The organism is Kitasatospora sp. NPDC087315 (assembly GCF_044744345.1).
In the GTDB taxonomy this organism is placed as follows: Bacteria; Actinomycetota; Actinomycetes; order Streptomycetales; family Streptomycetaceae; genus Kitasatospora.
The window spans coordinates 14,346-35,063 of the sequence record NZ_JBIUYD010000035.1; the positions used below are offsets into that span (position 1 = coordinate 14,346).

The following is a 20,718-nucleotide window of genomic DNA, read 5'->3' on the forward strand; positions in this document are numbered from 1 at the left end:
GAGACGGTCTCTGGATACTTACAGCCCGTATTCTCAGCAGGCGTTGTCAGCAACCATCAGCACGCATCGGCGGCTGTCGACATCCGTCGGCTTCTGCCGGTTTCCGTCGGTTTCCGCTGTCAGTAGGCGCGCGCGACGATCGCGATATTGCCGTCCTGGTCGTCCGTCTGCGGCACCGATCCGTCGGCGGCGACAATGCAGCGCACCGAGACACCCTGCTCGGCCAGCTTGGCCTCGCCCTCCGGGCCCAGCTCGGCCCAGGAGATCCGGCCCCAGCCGGTGGCGGCGGCCTCGACGGCCTCGTCGAGGTTGGTCACGTCCACCGTGCGGGCCTCGCGGCGCTCGCGGGACTGGCGCAGCAGCAGCGCCTGGTCCTCCTCCAGGACGCCGGGCACCAGCTCCGCCAGGCCGTCGATGGAGACCGGCTCCTTGCCACCGGGGATACGGCGGGCCAGCATCGCGGTGCCGTTCTCCAGGTCGCGCGGGCCGACCTCGATGCGCAGCGGCACGCCCTTGAGCTCCCAGTCGACGGCGCGGCGGCCGAACGGGGTGTCGGTGCGGTCGTCGACGACCACGCGGATGCCGGCGGCCTCCAGCCGGGCGCCGATCTCGCGGACCTTGGCGATCACCGCGTCGTCGCCCTTGATGGCGAGGACGACGGCCTGGACGGCGGCCAGGCGCGGGGGAACCCGCAGGCCGTTGTCGTCGCCGTGGGACATGATCAGGCCGCCGACCATACGGGTCGAGACGCCCCAGGAGGTCTGCCAGACGTACTCGCGCTCGGCGCCCTGGAGCTGGTAGGTGGTGTTGAACGCCTTGGCGAAGTTCTGGCCCAGCTCGTGGCTGGTGCCCATCTGCAGCGCCTTGCCGTCGCCCATCATGCCCTCGAGGGTGAGGGTGTTGATGGCGCCGGCGAAGCGCTCCTTGGCGGTCTTGCGGCCGAGCACGACATCGATGCCGAGCACATTGGTCATGAAGTCGCCGTAGACGTCCGTGTGGATCATCGAGGCGTAGTCACGGGCGTCCTCGTAGCCGGCGTGGGCGGTGTGGCCCTCCTGCCAGAGGAACTCGGTGGTGCGCAGGAAGATGCGCGGGCGCAGCTCCCAGCGGACCACGTTGGCCCACTGGTTGATCAGCAGGGGCAGGTCGCGGTGGCTCTGGACCCACTTGGAGAAGTACTCGTTGATGATCGTTTCGGAGGTCGGCCGGACCACGATCGGCTCGTCCAGCTGCTTGCCGCCGCCGTGGGTGACCACCGCGAGCTCGGGGGCGAAGCCCTCGACGTGCTCGGCTTCCTTGGTCAGGTAGGACTGCGGGATGAACATCGGGAAGTAGGCGTTCTGTGCGCCGGCCTTCTTGATGCGGGCGTCCATCTCCTGCTGCATCCGCTCCCACAGGCCGTAGCCGTACGGTCGGATGACCATGGTGCCGCGCACCGGACCGTTGTCGGCCAGCTCGGCCTTGTTGATGAGGTCCTGGTACCAGCGCGGGAAGTCGTCCGCCTGGGGGGTGAGAACGGGTGCCTTTGCCATGGGGCGAATGGTACGGGGAGCGAGGCCCTGACTTCGAATCCGTTCTGCGGGACCGGTCGGCCTCCGGAGCGCCCGGGCCCGCCAGGGGGCGCACGACCGCGACACGCGCGCACCACCCCGCACCCCTCTGGACGCCACGCCCGAGCCGCTGTTCGCTGGAGTGGGGCGGGACTTTGGGGGAGCCGTAGCAGCACACCGAAGGACCGGATGGGAGGCCGCGATGGCTTCAGCTCGGACGACCGGCACGACCGTACGACCCACGGGCGCACGCCCGCACGACCCGCACGACCCACCGCGCGCGATCGCGTGGCCCGCGCGGGCGCGCGACTGGGCGGAGATCCAGGAGCGCATGCTGGTACCGCTCTACGAAGCCGTCTACAGCCGGTTGGAGGTCGGCCCGGCGACCAGCGTCCTGGGCCTCGGCTGCCGGTCCGGCCTGGCGCTGCTGCTGGCCGCCGGGCGGGGCGCGCAGGTCTCCGGTCTGGAGCCGCAGGACGAGCTGCGCGAGCTGGCCCGGGGCCGCCGGCTGCGGGTCGGAGCCGGTGCCCGGCCAACGACGGCCCTCCCCCACTCGGCCTATTCGCTGGTGACCGTTTTCGAGCAGCTGCCCGGATCCGCCGACCCGGCCCGGGTGGTGGCCGAGGCAGCCCGGCTGACGCTCCCCGGCGGGCACGTGGTGCTGGCCGCCTGGGGCCCGCCGGAGCGCTGCGAGAGCGCGTCCGTCCTGGACGTGGCCCGCCGGATGGCCGGCCGTACCACCGCGCGTGACCCGTTCGAGCTGAGTCCGCCCGGCGCGCTGGAGGATCTGCTCGCCGGCGCCGGTCTGCACCCGGCCGGCAGCGGCCGGGTGAGCTGCCCGTTCGCCTACCCGGACCTGGACAGCGCGGTGCGCGGGCTGCTCTCCACCGGCCTGTACGAGGCGGCGGCGGAGTTCTCCGGGCTGCCGCTGGTGGCCAAGGAACTGGAGGAGGCGCTGGCCCCGTACCTGCGCCCGGACGGCTCGGTCCGCATGGAGAACCTCTTCCGCTACCTGGTCGCCGAGCAACCCCGGTAGCCCGCCGAGCGAAAGAGCCCGCCGCGCGAACGAAGAGGGCGCCCGCCACCCGGCGAGCGCCCTCACTCGAACGGCTCACGCCTGGTCGAGCGACTTCCGCGGCACCCCGGCCGCCCGGTAGGCCGCCTCCTCGTCCAGCGTCTCGGCCTCCAGCAGCGCCGCCGCCAGCGCGTCCAGCCGGGCCCGCTGCTCGGTCAGCAGCCGCACCGCCTCCTCGTAGCACTCGGCGACGATCCGCCGGGCCTCCTCGTCCACCGCGTCCAGCGTGGTCGGTGCGGCGGACAGCCCGTACGCGCCCTGTGGGTCGGCGGGGACGGCGGTGAGCCGGCCGACCCGCTCGCTCATGCCCCAGCGGCCTGCCATGCCCCGGGCGATGTTGGTGACCTGCTCCAGATCGCTCTCCGCGCCGGTGGTGATCACGCCGTAGACGACCTGCTCGGCGGCCATCCCACCGAGCGCGCCGATGATCCGGCCGCGCAGATAGGCCTCGGTGTAGGAGTAACGGTCGGTCTCGGGGGTGGAGAGGGTGACGCCGAGCGCCCGCCCGCGCGGCACGATGGTGATCTTGCGGACCGGATCCGCGCCCGGCTGGAGCATCCCGAGCAGTGCGTGGCCGCTCTCGTGGTACGCGGTGCGCTCACGCTCGGACTGCGGCATCACCAGTGGGCGGACGGCGCCGAGCTGGACCTTCTCCAGCGCGTCCGAGAGGTCGCGCTCCCCCACCGCGTCCTGCTTCCGCTTGACGGCCAGCAGGGCGGCCTCGTTGACCAGGTTGGCCAGTTCGGCGCCGGTCATGCCGGGGGTGACCTTGGCCAGCTGGTTGAGGTCGGTGTCCCCGGCGAGCGGGACGGTCCGGGTGTGGATGCGCAGGATGGCGGCCCGTCCGTTCCGGTCCGGCGGGCTGACGGTGATCCGCCGGTCGAACCGGCCGGGGCGCAGCAGGGCCGGGTCGAGCACCTCCGCCCGGTTGGTGGCGGCGATGACGATGACGCCCTCGGAGCCGGTGAAACCGTCCATCTCGGTGAGGATCTGGTTGAGCGTCTGCTCGCGCTCGTCGTGGCCGCCCATGCCGCCGCTGCCGCCGCGCTGGCGGCCGATGGTGTCGATCTCGTCGATGAAGATGATCGCCGGGGCGACCTTGCGGGCCTCGGCGAAGAGCTCGCGGACCCGGCTGGCGCCGACGCCGACGATCATCTCGATGAACTCGGAGGCGGAGGCGGAGAAGAACGGCACGTTCGCCTCACCGGCGACGGCCCGGGCGAGCAGGGTCTTCCCGGTGCCGGGCGGGCCGGAGAGCAGCACGCCGCGCGGCATCTTGGCGCCGAGCCGACGGTACTGCTCGGGGTGTTTGAGGAAGTCGACCACCTCGGTGAGTTCGGCCTCGACCTCGTCGATACCGGCCACGTCGGCGAAGGTGGTGCGGGTGCCGGCGTCACTGGTGACCGGTTTGGGCGGGGCCTTGCGGCCGAGCGCGCCGGCGCCCATGCCACCGGCCATCCGGCGGGCGAGCAGCACCCAGATCAGGATCAGCAGCAGCATCGGGGCGAGCGAGATCAGCAGGTTGGCGAGGAAGCTGCGCTGCTGGACCACCGGCGAGGCGGTGACCTCGACGCCGTGCTGCTGGAGGGCGGTCCAGAGGTTGTCCCCGGCGAAGACCGGCCGCTGGGTGTCGAACTCGGTGTAGGTGCCCTTGGCGCCGTCCGGCTTGGGCTCGGCGCTCTTCAGGGTGCCCTCGATGGAGTCGCCCTTGGAGTAGATCTTGGTGACGTTGCCCTTGTTCAACTGGTTGTCGAACTCGGTGTAGGAGATCGTGGTGGCCCCGGCGTTGCCGAAGAAGGACAGCAGCAGGTCGGAGATCAGGAACACCACGAGCGCGGTGAGGACGAGGCCCGGCCAGCCGCCGGGCATCCTGCGGCGCGGAGGCGGCGGAGGCGGGGCGCCCTCGGACCGCCAGGGCTGGTCGGGGGTCTGGCGCGGCGGTACGGGATCGGTCACCCGTCGGACAATACGGACATCCGCTCGGGTGATCCAACCGCAACGCCGCGCCCGGACGCCGCTGAGCAGGCCCTACTCCCCCAGGCCGGGCCACTCCTCGGCGGTCATCGCGAACCGCTCGTGGTCCCGCCAGGCCCCCTGCAGGTACAGCATCCGCGGGGTGGAGCCCTCGTGCCGGAAGCCCAGCCGCCGGGCCAGCGCGATCGAGCGCTCGTTGTCCGGCTGCACGTTGATCTCCAGCCGGTGCAGGCCGAGCCCGCCGGAGGCCTGCGGGGCGAAGCAGCGGTCCAGCACCAGCCGCATGCCCTCGGTCATCCGGCCGGTGCCGGCGAACGGCAGGTACGAGTCGTAGCCGAGCGCGCCGTTGCAGAACCGGCCCATCACGATGTTGGCGACGTTCACCTTGCCGACCAGCCCACCGCTGGCCCGGTCCACGATCAGGAAGGTCCGCAGGCCGGCGCCCTGGCGCTCCAGGAGTTCCGGCAGCCCGTCCGGCTCGACCGGGTTCCACCGCCCGATGTGGTCGGCGGACCGTCGGACTGCCTCGGCGTACGCAGCTTCGTCCCCTGCCCGCGGGGCCCTGATCGTCACTCTCACGGCACCATCATCGGACATACGAACGGCCCACCGCCCCGGCGGTACCGGGAGGCGGGCCGTTCGCGGCGCCCTGGTTCGGGGAGGCGGGCCGTTCGCGGCGCCTCGGTTCCGCACCGGCCGCAGGGTCTACAGCAGGTCCTTGAACTCCTTGGGCAGCTCGAAGTCGGCCGGGCCCTTGCCCGCGCCGAGGCCGAACGCGCCGCCGCCGTCGGCCGGGGCCTGGCCGGCCCCCGGGCCCAGGGCGCGGCGCTGGGCGGCCGCGGCCTCCTCCTGCGCGCGCTTCAGCGGGTTGCCGCTCTTGCGCTTGCCCTTGGCCTGCGGGGCCTTCTTGGCGGACTTCTTCGAGCCGCCGCCCATGCCCGGGATCCCCGGCATGCCGGGCATGCCCTTGCCGGAGGCCATCGCGGACATCATCTTGCGGGCCTCGAAGAACCGCTCGACCAGGTTGTTGACCTCGCCGACGCCGACGCCCGAACCCTTGGCGATGCGCAGCCGGCGCGAGCCGTTGATGATCTTCGGGTCGGTCCGCTCGGCCGGGGTCATCGACTTGATGATGGCGCCGACCCGGTCGACGTCCTTGTCGTCGATGTTGTTGATCTGCTCGCGGATCTGGCCCATGCCGGGCAGCATGCCCAGCAGCTTGGAGATCGAGCCCATCTTCCGGACCTGCTCCAGCTGGTCCAGGAAGTCGTCGAGCGTGAAGTCCTTGCCGCCGCCCTGCAGCTTGGAGGCGATCTTCTCGGCCTCGGCCTGCGAGAAGGTCTGCTCGGCCTTCTCGATCAGCGAGAGCACGTCGCCCATGCCGAGGATGCGCGAGGCCATCCGGTCGGGGTGGAAGGCGTCGAAGTCGTCGACCTTCTCGCCGTTGGAGGCGAACATGATCTGCCGGCCGGTGACGTGCGCGACCGACAGGGCGGCACCACCGCGGGCGTCGCCGTCGAGCTTGGAGAGCACCACACCGGTGAAGTCGACGCCGTCGAGGAAGGCCTGCGCGGTGGTGACCGCGTCCTGGCCGATCATCGCGTCGACGACGAACAGGACCTCGTCCGGGTTGACCGCGGCCCGGATGTCGGCGGCCTGCTGCATCAGCTCGGCGTCGATGCCCAGGCGGCCGGCGGTGTCGACGATGACGACGTCGTACTGCTTCTGCTTGGCGTACTCGATCGAGTCCCGGGCGACCTGCACCGGGTCGCCCACGCCGTTGCCCGGCTGCGGGCCGTAGAAGGCCACGCCCGCGCGGTCGGCGACGACCTGGAGCTGGTTGACGGCGTTGGGGCGCTGGAGGTCGCAGGCGACCAGCAGCGGGGTGTGCTTCTGCGTCTTCAGCCAGTGGCCGAGCTTGCCCGCGAGGGTGGTCTTACCGGCACCCTGGAGACCGGCGAGCATGATCACCGTCGGGCCGTTCTTGGCGAACTTCACCCGGCGCGTCTCGCCACCGAGGATGGCGATGAGCTCCTCGTTGACGATCTTGATGATCTGCTGCGCGGGGTTCAGCGCGCCGGAGACCTCGACACCGAGTGCCCGCTCCTTGACCTGCTTGATGAAGGCCCGCACGACCGGCAGCGCAACGTCCGCCTCCAGCAGCGCGATGCGGATCTCGCGGGCGGTGGCGTCGATGTCCGCCTCGCTGAGGCGGCCCTTGCCCCGGAGGTTCTTGAACGTCGCTGCGAGGCGATCGGAAAGGGTGTCGAACACGTCGTCGCGGGTCCTCTGCGGCATCGGTATCGGTACGGTCGTCGCCCCCCAGGGTATCCGGCCGCCCCGGGTACGGTCTCCACCCGGGTTCACCCGGTGTTCAGTACGCCGTTCGGCCGGTGCTCGGCCCGGCGTCCGGTCCTCGGACCAGCGCGGCCCGCACGGCCGCCGCCACCTCCCCGGCCCGCCGGGCCGAGAGCGGCCGGCCCGCCACGTCGGTCAGGTAGAAGGAGTCGACGGCGTCCGCGCCGAGCGTGCTGACGTACGCGGTCCTGACCCGGACACCGGCCCCGTCCAGCGCCCGGCCGATCCGGTGCAGCAGGCCGGGGGCGTCATGGGCGCGGACCTCCAGCACCGTCGCGGTGGCCGAGGCCGCCGCGGGCGCGACCGCGACCAGCGGCGGCGGGGTGGGGATGCCGGGTCGGCGCGGGGTGGCCGCGTCACGCTCGGCGAGCCGGCGCGAGACGTCCAGTGAACCGTCCAGCGCCCGGCGCAGATCGGCCCGCAGCCGGGCCGCCTCCGGCAGCTCGCCGAACTCGGCGGCCACCGTCCAGGAGAGCAGCAGCACCGCGCCCGCGCCGATCGGGTCCAGCTCGCGCAGGCCTGCCGAGCGGACGGTCAGCCGGTGCAGCGCGAGCACCCCGGCGACCGTGCCGAGCAGACCCGGCCGGTCCGGTACGGCCAGGGTCAGCCGGACTCCCATCGGTTCGGTGCCCGCCGGCCCGGCACCCTCCCGGCCCGGCCCCGGGACCTCCGGCCCGGCCTGGGCCAGCAGCGTGAGCGCCGGCCCGCCGGTCCGGGCGGCCTCCACCGCGAGCCGCTCCTGCTCCGCGGTCGGCTCGGCCTCCGCCCGGCCCGGCTGCCCGCCGGCCAGCTGGGCCGCGGCCCGGGCGGCCAGGCCGTCCACCAGCGAGGCCCGCCAGCTGCTCCAGGCGGCGGGGCCGGTGGCGGTGGCATCGGCCTCGGTCAGCGCGTGCAGCAGCTCCAGCCGCGCCGGGGTGCCGACCGCCTTGGTGATCGCCTCCACGGTGGCCGGGTCGTCCAGGTCCCGCCGGGTCGCGGTCTCCACCAGGGCCAGATGATGGCGGACCAGCACCGCCAGAGTCTCCGTGTCGTCCTCGTCGAAACCCATCCGGACGGCCACATCGCGGACGATCACCTCACCCGCCTCGCTGTGGTCGCCGGGCAGGCCCTTGCCGAGGTCGTGCAGCAGCGCGGCGACCAGCAACAGGTCGGGTCTGGCCACCCGGCGGGTCATCGCCGCGGCCCGGACCGCCGTCTCCACCAGGTGCCGGTCCACCGTCCAGCGGTGCACCGCGTTGCGCTGCGGCCGGCAGCGCACCCGCTCCCAGTCCGGCAGCAGCCGGGTGATCAGCCCCTCCGCCTCCAGCGCCTCCCAGACCGGGATGCACGCCTCGCCCGCGCCCAGCAGGGTGACCAGTTGCTCGCGCGCCTCGTCCGGCCAGGGCACCGGCAGCGGACGGCACTCGGCGGCCAGCCGGCGCACCGTCGCGTACGAGACGGTCAGCCCGTTCTGGGCGGCGGCGGCCGCGGCGCGCAGCGGCAGCACCGGATCGGCGGCCGGGCGGGCACCCTGGGCGAGCACCGCCTCGCCGTCCTGCTCGACCACGCCCTCGGCGAGCGGGCGGCGCCGGACCGCGCCCCGGGCCACCGCGCCGGCGCCGCGCCCGGCGCCGGTGAAGGGGAAGGAGAGCCGCGACGACCGCCGGCCCCGGGCGGAGCGGGCGGCGAGCACCCGGTCCACCGCCCGCCAGGTGACATCGCTCGCGTAGGCGACGGTGCGGGCGGCCTCGTACACCTGGCGCAGCAGGGTGTCGGCGTCCAGCACCCCGAGCCGCTCGGCCACCTGGTCCTGGTCCTGGAGGCTGAGCCGCTCGGTGGCCCGGCCGGTGGCCAGGTGCAGGGCGTCGCGTACGTCGGCCAGCCGCAGCGCGGCGGCGTCCAGACCGTCCCGGGGGGCGTCGGCCAGCCAGCTGGCGGCGATCGCGTCGAGTGTGACCACGTCGCGCAGGCCGCCCCTGGCCTCCTTGAGGTCGGGCTCCAGCAGGAAGGACAGCTCGCCGTGCCGCTCGGCCCGCTCCCGGGCGAGTTCGCGCAGCTCGGGCAGGCGCCGGGGGGCGCTCGCGCGCCAGTCGCCGAGGACGGCGGAGCGCAGGGCCTCGGTGAGCGCCGGGTCCCCGGCGATGTGCCGGGCGTCCAGCAGGCCGAGCTGGGCCTTGAGGTCGGCGGCGGCGACGGTCCGGGCCTGGGCGAGGGTGCGCACCGAGTGGTCGAGGGCGGCGCCACTGTCCCAGACGGGGTACCAGATGCGCTCGGGCAGCTCCGGGTCGAGCGGGCCGTCGTGCAGCAGCAGCACGTCGAGGTCGCTGCGGGGCGACAGTTCGCCGCGTCCGTAGCCGCCGACGGCGACCAGGGCGACGCCGGCCGGGGCGCCGGCCGCCGTGAGCAGGCCGCCCAGCCAGTCGTCGGTGAGCGCGGCCAGCGCGGTGCGGCGGGCGTCACCGGTGGGACCGGGGGCGGCCAGCAGCCCGGCCCGGGCGGCGGCGTAGTCGGCGGGCGGGCCGGTCCCCTGGTGCCCGTCGTCGGGTGAGGGGGGAGGAGAGGTCTCGGCGGTCATACGGGTCCCCGTCCGTCGTCCTGGGCTGATGCGCCGTCAGCGGACCGGCGACCACCGGGTGGTCGCGGGCCCGCCCGCGGGTTGATCGAGCTGAATGCTAGAGGGCGTCGGGGCCGCGCTCGCCGGTGCGGACCCGGACGGCCGTGTCGACCGGGACGCTCCAGACCTTGCCGTCGCCGATCTTTCCGGTCCGGGCGGCCTTCACCAGGACGTCGATCAGCTGATCGGCGTCCTCGTCCTCGACCAGCACCTCGATCCTGGCCTTGGGCACCAGGTCCACCTGGTACTCCGCGCCCCGGTAGACCTCGGTGTGGCCGCGCTGGCGGCCGTAGCCGCTGGCCTCGATGACGGTCAGGCCGTGCACTCCGAAGGCCTGCAGGGCGGCCTTCACGTCGTCCAGGCGGTGCGGCTTGATGACTGCGGTGATCAGCTTCACTGGGCATCGGCCCCGTTCTTCTCGGCGGCCTCGGCGACGGACTCGACCGCGGCGACCACGGCCGCGGCGGGGGCGGGAGCGGGAGCGGTCCTGGCCAGACCGGCGACCACGGCCGCGGCGGGCGCCGGGGCGGGGGAGGTCCGGAGCGGGTCGGCCACCACGACCGCGGCGGGAGCGGAGACAGCGACGGAGACCGGTACGGAGACGAAGGCGGTCCTGGCCAGGCCGGCGCCCATCGCGCTGAAGTCGTAGGCGGATTCGGCGTGCTCGGCCTGGTCGATGCCGGCGAGCTCGACCTCGTCGGCGACCCGGAACCCGACCGTGCGGTCGATCGCCTTGGCGAGCAGCCAGGAGAGCACGAAGGAGTACCCGCCGACCACCGCCACGCCCATCGCCTGCTTGCCGAGCTGTCCCGGGCCGCCGCCGTAGAACAGGCCCTTGGCGGTCTGGCCGACCGTGCCGGTGGCGAAGAGGCCGACCAGCAGCGAGCCGATCGCGCCGCCGACCGCGTGCACACCGACCACGTCGAGCGAGTCGTCGAAGCCGAAGCGGTACTTGAGGCTGATCGCGGCGGCGCAGACCGCACCCGCGACCAGACCGATCGCCACCGCGCCGAGCGGGCTGACCGAGCCGCAGGCGGGGGTGATGGCGACCAGGCCGGACACCGCGCCGGAGGCGGCGCCCAGCGTGGTGAACGCGCCGTGCCGCAGCTTCTCGTAGACCAGCCAGCCGAGCAGCGCGGCCGCCGTGGCGACCTGGGTGTTGACCAGCGCCATCGCGGCGACGCCGTTGGCGGCCAGCGCCGAACCGGCGTTGAAGCCGAACCAGCCGAACCAGAGCAGCCCGGAGCCGAGCATCACCAGCGGCAGGCTGTGCGGGCGCATCGGGTCCTTCCGGAAGCCGATCCGCCTGCCCAGCACCAGACAGAGGGCCAGACCCGCGACGCCCGCGTTGATGTGCACGGCGGTGCCGCCGGCGAAGTCGATCACGCCGTTGCGGTCGCCGAGCCAGCCGCCCTTGCCGCCGTCGAAGAAGAACACCCAGTGCGCGACCGGGAAGTAGACCACGGTCACCCAGAGCGCGATGAACAGGCCCCAGGCGGCGAATCTGGCGCGGTCCGCGACGGCGCCGCTGATCAGGGCCGGGGTGATGATCGCGAACATCAGCTGGAAGGCGGAGAACGCGGTGACGGGGATCGTCCCGGTGAGGTCGTTCAGGCCGATGCCGTGCAGGCCGAGGAAGTCCAGGTTGCCGATCAGGCCGGCACCCGCGTCGGGGCCGAAGCTGAGCGAGTACCCGTAGAGGACCCAGAGCACGCTGACGATGCCGAGCGAGAGAAAGCTCATCGCCAGCATGTTGAGCGTGCTCTTGGCCCTGACCATGCCTCCGTAGAAGAAGGCCAGGCCCGGGGTCATCAACATGACCAGGGCCGCACTGATGAGCACGAAGGCGGTGTCGCCCGCGCTGAAGCCGTCCGGCATCGGCGTCTCCTCATGGTGGAAGCCGCTCCACACCCGGGTTACCCGTGTACCCGGGGTGTCGGCGATGAGATGGAGCGTGCCGAAGGCCGGTTTCAGCCGGTGCGGCCCGTTGTTTCGCGGCCGTGACGACGGCGACGCGGGGGTTACGCCTGCGTGAACCGCGGCCGCGCCGGGCCTCCGGACCGGCTATCGTGCCGCGCGCGGCGGGCCCGGGCGGTGCGGCGCGCCGGGCGCCGGGCGCCCGTGCGCCATGTGCCGGACATACCGCCGGAGCCGCCGGACATGCCGCCGACCGTGACGGCGGCGGCCGTCACGGTCGGCGGGGCGGGCGGGGCCTCGACGGAGGCCCGTGGGGGGGTGGCCCGGCGCGGGTCAGACCACCGAGACGTACTCCGGAATGTCCTGGACCACCCGCTCCTTGAGCCGGCTGACCGCGTCCACGCCCCTGAACCGGGAGGCGGCGGCCTCGGTGGTCTTGCGCACCCGGGAGTTGAGCCGCTCCGAGCGCACCTTGGTGGCGATGTCCACCGCCTGCTCGGCCATCGCCGCGGCCTGCTCCGGCTCCTTCTGCAGCAGGTGCACGCTGGCCATGCCGATCAGGTTGAAGGCGTACGAGCGGACGTGGTCACCGTCCTGGCGGAAGAGGTCCACCGCGCGCTCCATCACCGGGGCGGACATCGAGGCGTACAGCTCGGCCTGGTCGGAGTGGTAGGCGAGGTCGCGGAAGGAGTGCGCGTTCTCGGCGTTCAGCTCGGCGGGCGAGAAGAACTTCAGCCAGTCCGGGTCGCCGTCGCCCTCGCGGATGTCGGTGAAGGTGTCCTCGGCCAGCCGGACGGCCCGGGCGCAGCGGTTCACCTCGCCGATGGTGGCGTAGGCGCGCGCCTCCATCGCGTACAGCAGCGACTGCTGGCGCGGGGTGGCGGTGTCGCGGCTGCCGTACTGGGCGAGGTGGATCAGCTCCAGGGCGTCCTCGCCGCGGTTGAGGTGGATCATCTGGCGGCTCATGTCGGTGAGGATGAGCGCGCCGAACGGGCGGTCGCCGGCCTCCTTGGCGGCGTGCAGCGCCAGCACGTAGTACTTCTGCGCGCTGGGGTGCATCCCGACGTCGTACGACATCCAGCCGGCCAGGTGGGCCAGTTCGGCGGTGAGCCGGAACAGCCGCTTGGTGGTCTGCTCGGGGTACGTCTCCTGGAGCAGGTCGGTGACCTCGTGGAGCTGGCCGACGACGGCCTTGCGGCGCAGCCCGCCGCCGTTCTGGGCGTCCCACTGGCGGAACATGACGGTGGTCTGTTCCAGCAGTTCCAGCTCGGGCTCGGAGAGCCGGCCGGTGAACGGCTCGCCGCCGTTGGCCGCGGTGAGGATCGGGGTGGGCACGCCGCTCGGGCCCGGGGCGAGCCAGCGCTGCATGGGCTCGATCAGCGCGGCACCGGCGGTCAGGGCGAGCGAGGTGCCCAGGAAACCCCGCCGGTTGAGCATCAGGTCGCTGCGGGAGTAGTCGCTGATCAGCTGAACGGTCTGGGGCGCGCTCCACGGCAGGTCGACGCCGCCGCCCACGGTGGAGACCGGGATGGCGGCGCGCAGGCCGAGGTCCTCGATGGAGACCACCGAGCCGAAACGCTCGGAGAACAGTTCCGACATGATCTTTGGGATAGGTTCTCGGGGCTGCTCACCGTCGAGCCAGCGGCGCACCCGCGAGGTGTCCGTGGACACATGGTGGGCACCGATCTGACGGGCCCTGCGGTTGACCTGGCGGGCCAACTCGCCCTTGGACCAGCCGCTGCGGCCGAACCACGTGGTCAGCTTCTCATTGGGTTGCTTCTCTGCCATGGGAATGTCCCCATCCCGCCCGGCCCCTGCTGAGGGGCCCCCGATCGTGTCCGCCCGACGGTTGCGGGCTCTTGCCAGACGTGCCGTATCCGAGGTTGCTGCCGTATCAGTTGTCGTACTGGTGCGCCATCGCCACGGACGGTTCGTCAGTTCTCCCAACTCCCGTCCGTAGATGGCCCGGAGCGGACTCCCCGACGATGTCCGTGTGCTGAACGTAATGCCCCGCCGGCTGCCCGAGGGAGCGGCCCTGGCGAAACGCCACCTTTCGCCACCCCCAGGAGTGAACCGAAGCCAGGCCCCGCACGCTTCACTGGAGAGGTCCGACCGTCCGGCATATGCAGGCCGCCAAGTCCGCCCCGGCACACCCCGAAATCATCGCAACCCACAACAACCACAGGCGAGTTTGACACCCGACTCCTCGCCGGCCGCCCCACCCTCCCGACGATCGGGCATCGACACCGCCGGCCACAAGGCGGCGCCCGAGGCACACCGTCGCAACAGGCGCACGCCACGCGCTGCGCGCCGCTACCGCACCACGCACGACGCAACCATCACGCAACACACAGTCACCATCCCGTAACCATCGGCTACCTGAATCTGTTGGGGGAGGCATGGACAACCTGTTCGGCGAACTTCGGCTGGGACACCTGCGGCTGACACAGCTGGGCGCGCGCCGCCGCACCCGCGTCACCGCGTCCCGGGCCGCCGCGGAGTACACCGGCCGCTGGGGCTGGGCGGTCGCCGTCGGCGGCCCGGCCGGCTCCGGCAGCGCCCCGGCCCGCTGCCAGTGCGGCACCCCCCGCTGCGGCGCGCCCGGTCTGCACCCCGGGTCCGGCCGTCGGCCCGCCGGGCGGCCCGACGCGGACGACTCGGTCCTGTTCCCCACCGGCCGGGCCTTCGACGTCCTGGACGTCCCCGAGCAGGCCGGCCTCCAGGCCCTGGTCCGGCTGGAGCGGATGGGCACCCAGATCGGCCCGGTGCTCGCCACCCCCACCGGCCGGCTCCAGTTCCTGGTCGCGGCCGGCACCGCCCGCCGGCTGCCCGACCTGCTGTACCGGATGGGATGGGACGACGCCGCCCTGGACCTCACCTGCCACGGCGAGGGCGGCTATGTCGCCGCGCCGCCCACCGTGCTCCGCGGCCTCGGCCCGGTGCGCTGGCTGCGCCGGCCCACCCGCGACAACGCCGGCTGCCCGCCCGAGGCCCGGCTGCTGCTCGGCACGCTCGCCTACGCCTGTCACCGCAGCCGCGAGCGCACCGCCGAACCCGCCTGGCTCGCCTCCTGACCGGGCGCCGGGCGCTCCGCTCCCCCGGGCGCCCGGACCGCGCCGAGGACGTCCGGACGGGCTCGCCCTGGTCCGGACAACGCCGAAGGGCCCGCCCCTCGCGGAGCGGACCCTTCTTCACCGAGACGGGGGTCAGTCCCCGATCAGCGCGTCGACGAACGCGCCCGGCTCGAACGGCGCCAGGTCGTCGGCGCCCTCGCCGAGACCGATCAGCTTGACCGGGACGCCCAGCTCCCGCTGCACGGCGACCACGATGCCGCCCTTGGCCGTGCCGTCCAGCTTGGTCAGCACGATGCCGGTGATGTCGACCACCTCGGCGAAGACCCGGGCCTGGATCAGGCCGTTCTGACCGGTGGTGGCGTCCAGCACCAGCAGCACCTCGTCCACCGGGCCGTGCTTCTCGACCACCCGCTTGACCTTGCCCAGCTCGTCCATCAGGCCGGTCTTGGTGTGCAGTCGGCCGGCGGTGTCCACCAGCACGGTGTCGGCGCCCTCGGCGATGCCCTCCTTGACCGCGTCGAACGCGATCGAGGCCGGGTCACCGCCCTCCGGGCCGCGTACGGTCCGCGCGCCGACCCGCTCGCCCCAGGTCTGCAGCTGGTCGGCGGCGGCGGCCCGGAAGGTGTCGGCGGCGCCGAGCACCACCTTGCGGCCGTCGGCGACCAGGACCCGGGCCAGCTTGCCGGTGGTGGTGGTCTTGCCGACGCCGTTGACGCCGACCACCAGGACCACGGCCGGGCCCTCCGCGTGCCTGGTGGAGTGCACGGTGCGGTCGGCTTCGGTGCCGATCAGCTCGACCAGTTCCTCGCGCAGCAGGCCGCGCAGGTCTTCCGGGGTACGGGTGCCGAGCACCTTCACCCGGGTGCGGAGCCGATCGACCAGCTCCTGGGTGGGGGCGACGCCGACGTCGGCGGTCAGCAGGGTCTCCTCGATCTCCTCCCAGGTGTCCTCGTCCAGGCGCTCACGCGAGAGCAGCGTGAGCAGGCCCTTGCCGAGCGAGTTCTGCGAGCGGGAGAGCCGGGAGCGCAGCCGGACGAGTCGGCCTGCGGTGGGCTCGGGGACTTCGAGGGCCGGAGCCTCCTCGGCCTCGGCCGGCGCGGGGACGGCCTCGGCCTCGGGGAGCTCCACCTCCTCGACGGTGCGTCTGGGCTCCTCGGTCGGCGGCGCGGACTCGTCGCCGACCTGGGGCTCCTGCGGGGTCGGGGGCGCCGTGATGACCGGCGCCGGCGACTTCGGGGGCAGCTGCTGGCGTCGTCTGCCGGAAACGACGAGGCCGGCGATCGCGCCGATGGCGACCACGGCGATGACTACGGCAAGGATCACGTATTCCATAACCCCCCCAGTATCCGTGACCGGGACCCGGGCGGACCGCAGGCGGCGTAGGGCCAGTCGTCGAACTGGCCCTAGACCGATGCGGGTCGGACCGTCTTCGGCCGCTCCCGGTGCTCTCCCCCGGTCCGGCGGCCGGGAGGCGCCCCCTCGCGCAGGCGCTGGCTGATCACCTGGGAGATGCCGTCGCCCTTCATGGTCACGCCGTAGAGGGCGTCGGCGGACTCCATGGTCAGCTTCTGGTGGGTGATCACGATCAGCTGGGAGCTCTCCCTCAGCTCCTCCATGATCCCGATCAGCCGGCGCAGGTTGGTCTCGTCGAGCGCCGCCTCCACCTCGTCCATCACGTAGAACGGGCTGGGCCTGGCCTTGAAGATCGACACCAGCAGCGCCACCGCGGTGAGCGAGCGCTCGCCGCCGGAGAGCAGCGAGAGCCGCTTGACCTTCTTGCCCGGCGGACGGGCCTCCACCTCGACGCCCGTGGTCAGCATGGAGTCCGGGTCGGTCAGTACCAGCCGCCCCTCCCCACCCGGGAAGAGCCGGGAGAACACGCCCTCGAACTGGGCGGCGGTGTCGTGGTAGGCCGAGGTGAACAGCTGCTCGACCCGCTCGTCCACGTCCTTGACGATGTCCAGCAGGTCGCGCCGGCCGCGCTTGAGGTCGTCCAGCTGTTCGCCGAGGAAGCGGTGCCGCTCCTCCAGCGCCGCGTACTCCTCCAGCGCGAGCGGGTTCACCTTGCCGAGCTGCTGGTACGCCTTCTCGGCCGCCTTCAGCCGCTTCTCCTGCTCGGCCCGGACGAACGGGCGCGGCTCGCCCTGCTCCTGACCCTCCGCCGCGCTGCCGTCGGCGTCCGGCGCCGCGGGCGTCGGCGGGACGAGCTGCTCAGGGCCGTAGGAGGCGAGCAGTTCGTCGCCCCCGATGCCGAACTCCTCCAGCGCCCGGGTCTCCACCTGTTCGATCCGCAGCCGCTTCTCCGCTCGCAGCACCTCGTCCCGGTGCCCGGCGTCGACCAGCTTGTCCAGCTCGGCCTTGAGCCCGCGCCCGTGCTCGCGGTGGTCCCGCAGCTCCGTCTCCCGTTCGGCGCGCGCCTGCTCGGCGGCCGCCCGCTCGGTGTCCGCGCGGGCCAGCGACACCTCCACGCAGGCCAGCAGCTGCCGGGCGCCCGCCGCGACGGCGTTCGCCACCCCGGCGTCGTGCTCGGCGCGCCGGCGGCGCTCGGCGGCCCGGGCGCGCGCCTCGCGCTCGGCCCGGGCGGCCCGGTCCAGCTGGTCCGCCCGGCCGGTGAGGGCGCGGACCCGCTCCTCGTGGGTGCGTACCGCGAGTCGGGCCTCCAGTTCGGTCTGCCGGGCCCGGGCGGCGGCGTCGGCCAGCCGCTGCTGCTCGGTGGTGTCCGGCTCGTCATCCCCCGCGTCCGCCGACTCCTCGGCCGCCGCGAGCCGTTCGGCCAGTTCCTCGGCACCGGCCAGCAGCTGCGCCAGGCCGTCCTCGGCCCGGGCGGCGGCGGCCGCCAGCCGTTCGGCCTCGCCGGCGGCGGCGCGGGCCTGCCCGCCGAGCCGGCCGAGCGCGCCCGCCACCTCGGCCCGGTCCTTCCCGGCCTGCCGCCGCCGGGCCGCCAGCCGCTCCAGTTCAGCGGCCGACTCCCTTCGCAGCTCCGTGAGTTGATCCAGCCGCTCGGCGGACTCCGCGCACTGGACGGCAAGTTCGGCGATCGCCCGGGCGGTCTCGTCCACCGCGGCCTGGGTCTCCAGCAGACTGGGCGCACCACCGGATCCGCCGTGCGCGAACCCCGCGCCGAGCCGGTCGCCGTCGACCGTGACGGCGGTCAACCCAGGCCGCTCGTGGATCAGTTGCAGCGCCTCGTCGAGCGAGCCGACCAGCACGGTCCGGTCCAGCAGGGCACGCGCGGCCGACCGCAACCCCGGCAGGCCGTCGACCAGTTCGGCGGCCCAGCGGGCACCTGCGGGCAACTCCCCCACGACGTGGTCGGGTTCGGCGGCTCCGGCGATCAGCAGGGCGGCCCGCCCGGAGTCCTCCTCGCGCAGCAGGCGCAGCGCCTCGGCGGCCGTAGCGGGCGAGTCGGCGGCCACCGCGTCCGCGGCCACGCCGAGCGCGGCCGCGACGGCCGCCTCGGCGCCGGGTTCGATCCGCAGCAGCGCGGCCGCCGGGCCCAGCAGACCGGTCAGCCGGTCACCGGCCGCGAGCAGGGCTCCGCTGCCGTCCTTGCGGCGCAGCCCCAGGGCGAGCGTCTCGTGCCGCGCGGTGAGCCCGGCCCGCTCGCGTTCGGCCGCGCCGACCGCCTCGCGGGCGGCGGTGAGGTCGCCCTCGACCCGGGCGAGCCGTTCCCGGGCGGCCTCGTGCGCGGCGTCGGCCTGGTCGTCGTCCACCGCCAGCGCGTCGACCTGCTCGCGCAGTTCCTCGTACTCGCGCTGGGCGGCCCCGGCCCGCAGCAGCGCGTCGTCCCGGGCCTCGGTGAGCCGGCCGATCTCGGCCTCGGCCGCCGCCGCCTTGGACCGCGCGGCCGCCGACTGCCCCTGCAGCCGGGCCAGGCCCTCCCGGCGGTCCGCGATGGCCCGGGCGACGCCCTTCAGCCGGCGTTCCTCCTCGGCCAGCGCGCGTTCCAGCGCTCCCCTGGTCTCGACCGCCTCGGCCAGCGCGTACTGGGCCTCCGCCAGCGCCTCGGCCAGTTCGGCCTCCTCCTCCCGGACGCGCCCCGCCTCCCGCTCCAGTTCCTCCGGGTCGCGCCCGCGCCGCTCCTCGGCCTGCCCGCCGGCGGCCGCGTGCCGGGCCCTGGCCTCGGCCAGTCCGAGGGTGCCGCGGGTGCGTTCGGCGAGGGCGGAGAGCCGGTACCAGGTCTGCCGGGCCGTCTCCAGGCTCGGGCCGAGCTGCTGGATCTGGGCTTCCAGTACGGCTTCGCGCCGCACCGCGTGGGCGAGTTCCCGCTCGACGGTGGAGCGGCGCAGGGTGAGCGCCTGTTCGTCGGCGGTCTCCGCCTCGACGGCCCGGCGCAGGGTGAGCAGGTCGTCGGCGAGCAGCCGCAGCCGGGCGTCGCGCAGATCGGCCTGGATGCCCGCGGCCCGGCGGGCGATCCTGGCCTGTCGGCCGAGCGGGCCGAGCTGGCGGCGCAGTTCGGCCACCAGGTCCTGGACCCGGTTGAGGTTGACCTGCATCGCGTCCAGTTTCCGCAGCGCCTTCTCCTTGCGCTTGCGGTGCTTGAGGACGCCGGCGGCCTCCTCGATGAAGGCCCGGCGCCCCATCGGGTCGGCGTGCAGTACGGAGTCCAGCTGGCCCTGGCCGACGATGACGTGCATCTCGCGGCCGATACCGGAGTCGGAGAGCAGTTCCTGGATGTCGAGCAGCCGGCAGGTGGTGCCGTTGAGCGCGTACTCGCTGCCACCGTTGCGGAACATCGTCCGGGTGATGGTCACCTCGGCGTAGTCGATCGGCAGCGCGCCGTCGGAGTTGTCGATGGTGAGACTGACCTCGGCGCGGCCGAGCGGGGCGCGCCCGCTGGTCCCGGCGAAGATGACGTCCTCCATCTTGCCGCCGCGCAGCGACTTGGCGCCCTGCTCCCCCATCACCCAGGACAGGGCGTCGACGACGTTCGACTTGCCGGAGCCGTTGGGGCCGACCACGCAGGTGATCCCGGGCTCGAAGCGCAGGGTGGTGGCGGAGGCGAAGGATTTGAACCCGCGCAGCGTCAGACTCTTCAGGTGCACGCGCCGGTCTCCTCATCGCTCGCCCGGGCCCCCAGCGGCGACTGTATCCGGCCGGACCCGCCGGTTCCGTGCGCGGACACGACGCGGACACGACGAAGGGACGCCACTCAGGGCGTCCCTTGCAAGCTGCGTCCCTTTCGGGGCGGCTCGGTGCACAGCGGCGTCGATCTGTGAGGACCGGGCGGGACTCAGGTGAGAGCCGGCTCCCGCTGATCCAGATCGATGCTGTTGAGCAGCGAGTGCTCGTCAGCGACAGCGGTGAGAGCGTCGTTCTCGGCCTGCATCCGAAGAAGCTCGGATTCAAGGTCCTGGACGCGCTGCTGAAGCCGTCGCATCTCGGAAAGCATTCGCGGGTCGGGGCCGCCGACGTACCCGAGAAGCGCCTTTGCCATGATGAATGGTCCTCCACGCTGAGTGACCGAACCGGAACGGTACTGGTCTAGGGGGAAGGGTGACGCACGCGCGGCGCTCCACCGGCAGTGCTGGCTGGGCACTGCGGCACACGCACCGTGAGCTGGGCTCACCGGGGCGTGCACCTACCGGGAAAACGCGGTCGTGTGCGCGGGTTTCCAGCGTCTCACCAAAGACTGTACGGGTCAACACGATCACCGCACGCTACCGCGCCCCTGTCACCTGCATGGCGGTGCTGTCACGCCAGACGGTCTCGGGCCGGTCCACCGCGTACTCGTGGATCATCGTTCGCTGCGGAGTCAACCACGAGTCTGCCCGGATGGCAACCGCATGACACCGAAGGTGGTCGGTTGTTTCGGGCGGCCCGGTGGGAGGCCCGGCCCAACCGCCCTGCCCGGCGGCCGGTTCGGCGGTCCGCTCAGCGGATCTCGAAGCCCTCATAGCCGCTGCCGACGGCGGTCCAGATCTCGGTGACCCCGGTGACGGCGCCGGGGGTGTCGGGGCCGCGGAGCAGGGCAAGCAGTTCCTCGCAGTCGACGGCCGCCCCTTCGGCCACCACCTGGACCCGGCCGTCGCCGAGGTTGCTCGCATAGCCGGTCAGGCCGATCTCCAGCGCCCGCGCCCTGGTCCACCAGCGGAAGCCGACCTGCTGGACCTTGCCCCGCACCCAGGCGGTCGCCCGGACCGGTTCATCGCTGTGCGCGTCACGACCGTGCATGCC

Annotated in this window: 14 protein-coding genes; 2 read left to right on the top strand and 12 right to left on the bottom strand. The window is 73.4% G+C overall.

The features are described 5' to 3' along the window. Positions 1-119 precede the first annotated feature (119 nt). Complete coding sequence (gene proS / locus ACIO5D_RS34765; protein ID WP_400658687.1) at positions 120-1,532, bottom strand: proline--tRNA ligase; 1,413 nt, start codon at positions 1,530-1,532, stop codon at positions 120-122. A 220-nt stretch (positions 1,533-1,752) separates the two neighbouring features. On the opposite strand from proS, the gene ACIO5D_RS34770 reads away from it, so the two are divergent. Next, a complete protein-coding gene (locus ACIO5D_RS34770) occupies positions 1,753-2,586 on the top strand; it encodes a methyltransferase domain-containing protein (protein ID WP_363608930.1) in 834 nt (277 codons plus the stop codon). Between the two features lie 75 nt (positions 2,587-2,661). Here ACIO5D_RS34770 and ftsH read toward each other — a convergent pair whose 3' ends face one another. The 7 genes from ftsH to ACIO5D_RS34805 all read right to left on the bottom strand — a co-directional run bounded on the left by ftsH (position 2,662) and on the right by ACIO5D_RS34805 (position 13,255). Then, positions 2,662-4,581 carry an ATP-dependent zinc metalloprotease FtsH gene (gene ftsH, locus ACIO5D_RS34775; protein WP_363608928.1) on the bottom strand — a complete coding sequence of 640 codons (1,920 nt, stop codon included), beginning with the start codon at positions 4,579-4,581 and terminating at the stop codon, positions 2,662-2,664. A 72-nt stretch (positions 4,582-4,653) separates the two neighbouring features. Then, the gene (locus tag ACIO5D_RS34780; RefSeq protein ID WP_363608926.1) at positions 4,654-5,196 is read right to left on the bottom strand and encodes a GNAT family protein; all 543 of its coding nucleotides are present in this window, start codon (positions 5,194-5,196) and stop codon (positions 4,654-4,656) included. Between the two features lie 108 nt (positions 5,197-5,304). Further along, positions 5,305-6,873 (bottom strand): signal recognition particle protein, encoded by a 1,569-nt coding sequence (gene ffh, locus ACIO5D_RS34785; RefSeq protein WP_363608996.1) that lies wholly within the window; start codon positions 6,871-6,873, stop codon positions 5,305-5,307. A gap of 100 nt (positions 6,874-6,973) precedes the next feature. After that, on the bottom strand, positions 6,974-9,511 hold the full coding sequence (locus tag ACIO5D_RS34790; protein WP_400800094.1) for a [protein-PII] uridylyltransferase: 2,538 nt from the start codon (positions 9,509-9,511) through the stop codon (positions 6,974-6,976). Between the two features lie 97 nt (positions 9,512-9,608). Then, entirely contained in the window at positions 9,609-9,947 is a 339-nt protein-coding gene (locus ACIO5D_RS34795) for a P-II family nitrogen regulator (RefSeq protein ID WP_363608924.1), read from the bottom strand. After that, positions 9,944-11,428 (bottom strand): ammonium transporter, encoded by a 1,485-nt coding sequence (locus ACIO5D_RS34800; RefSeq protein ID WP_400761492.1) that lies wholly within the window; start codon positions 11,426-11,428, stop codon positions 9,944-9,946. The genes ACIO5D_RS34795 and ACIO5D_RS34800 overlap by 4 nt, the downstream gene beginning before the upstream one ends. 372 nt (positions 11,429-11,800) lie before the next feature. Then, positions 11,801-13,255, bottom strand: a complete 1,455-nt coding sequence (locus ACIO5D_RS34805; protein ID WP_363608922.1) for a hypothetical protein — start codon at positions 13,253-13,255, stop codon at positions 11,801-11,803. 611 nt (positions 13,256-13,866) lie between these two features. Here ACIO5D_RS34805 and ACIO5D_RS34810 point away from each other — a divergent pair. Then, the gene (locus tag ACIO5D_RS34810) at positions 13,867-14,541 is read left to right on the top strand and encodes a bifunctional DNA primase/polymerase (protein WP_400658677.1); all 675 of its coding nucleotides are present in this window, start codon (positions 13,867-13,869) and stop codon (positions 14,539-14,541) included. A gap of 132 nt (positions 14,542-14,673) precedes the next feature. Here ACIO5D_RS34810 and ftsY read toward each other — a convergent pair whose 3' ends face one another. The 4 genes from ftsY to ACIO5D_RS34830 form a co-directional block, all read right to left on the bottom strand. Next, positions 14,674-15,873: a signal recognition particle-docking protein FtsY gene (ftsY, locus tag ACIO5D_RS34815; protein WP_363608918.1), complete on the bottom strand. Its 1,200-nt coding sequence runs from the start codon at positions 15,871-15,873 to the stop codon at positions 14,674-14,676. 71 nt (positions 15,874-15,944) lie between these two features. Beyond that, positions 15,945-19,586, bottom strand: a complete 3,642-nt coding sequence (gene smc, locus ACIO5D_RS34820; RefSeq protein ID WP_400800097.1) for a chromosome segregation protein SMC — start codon at positions 19,584-19,586, stop codon at positions 15,945-15,947. Between the two features lie 188 nt (positions 19,587-19,774). Continuing rightward, positions 19,775-19,978 (bottom strand): hypothetical protein, encoded by a 204-nt coding sequence (locus ACIO5D_RS34825; protein WP_030243474.1) that lies wholly within the window; start codon positions 19,976-19,978, stop codon positions 19,775-19,777. A gap of 437 nt (positions 19,979-20,415) precedes the next feature. Beyond that, positions 20,416-20,715, bottom strand: a complete 300-nt coding sequence (locus ACIO5D_RS34830; RefSeq protein WP_363608914.1) for an acylphosphatase — start codon at positions 20,713-20,715, stop codon at positions 20,416-20,418. Positions 20,716-20,718: the final 3 nt, after the last annotated feature.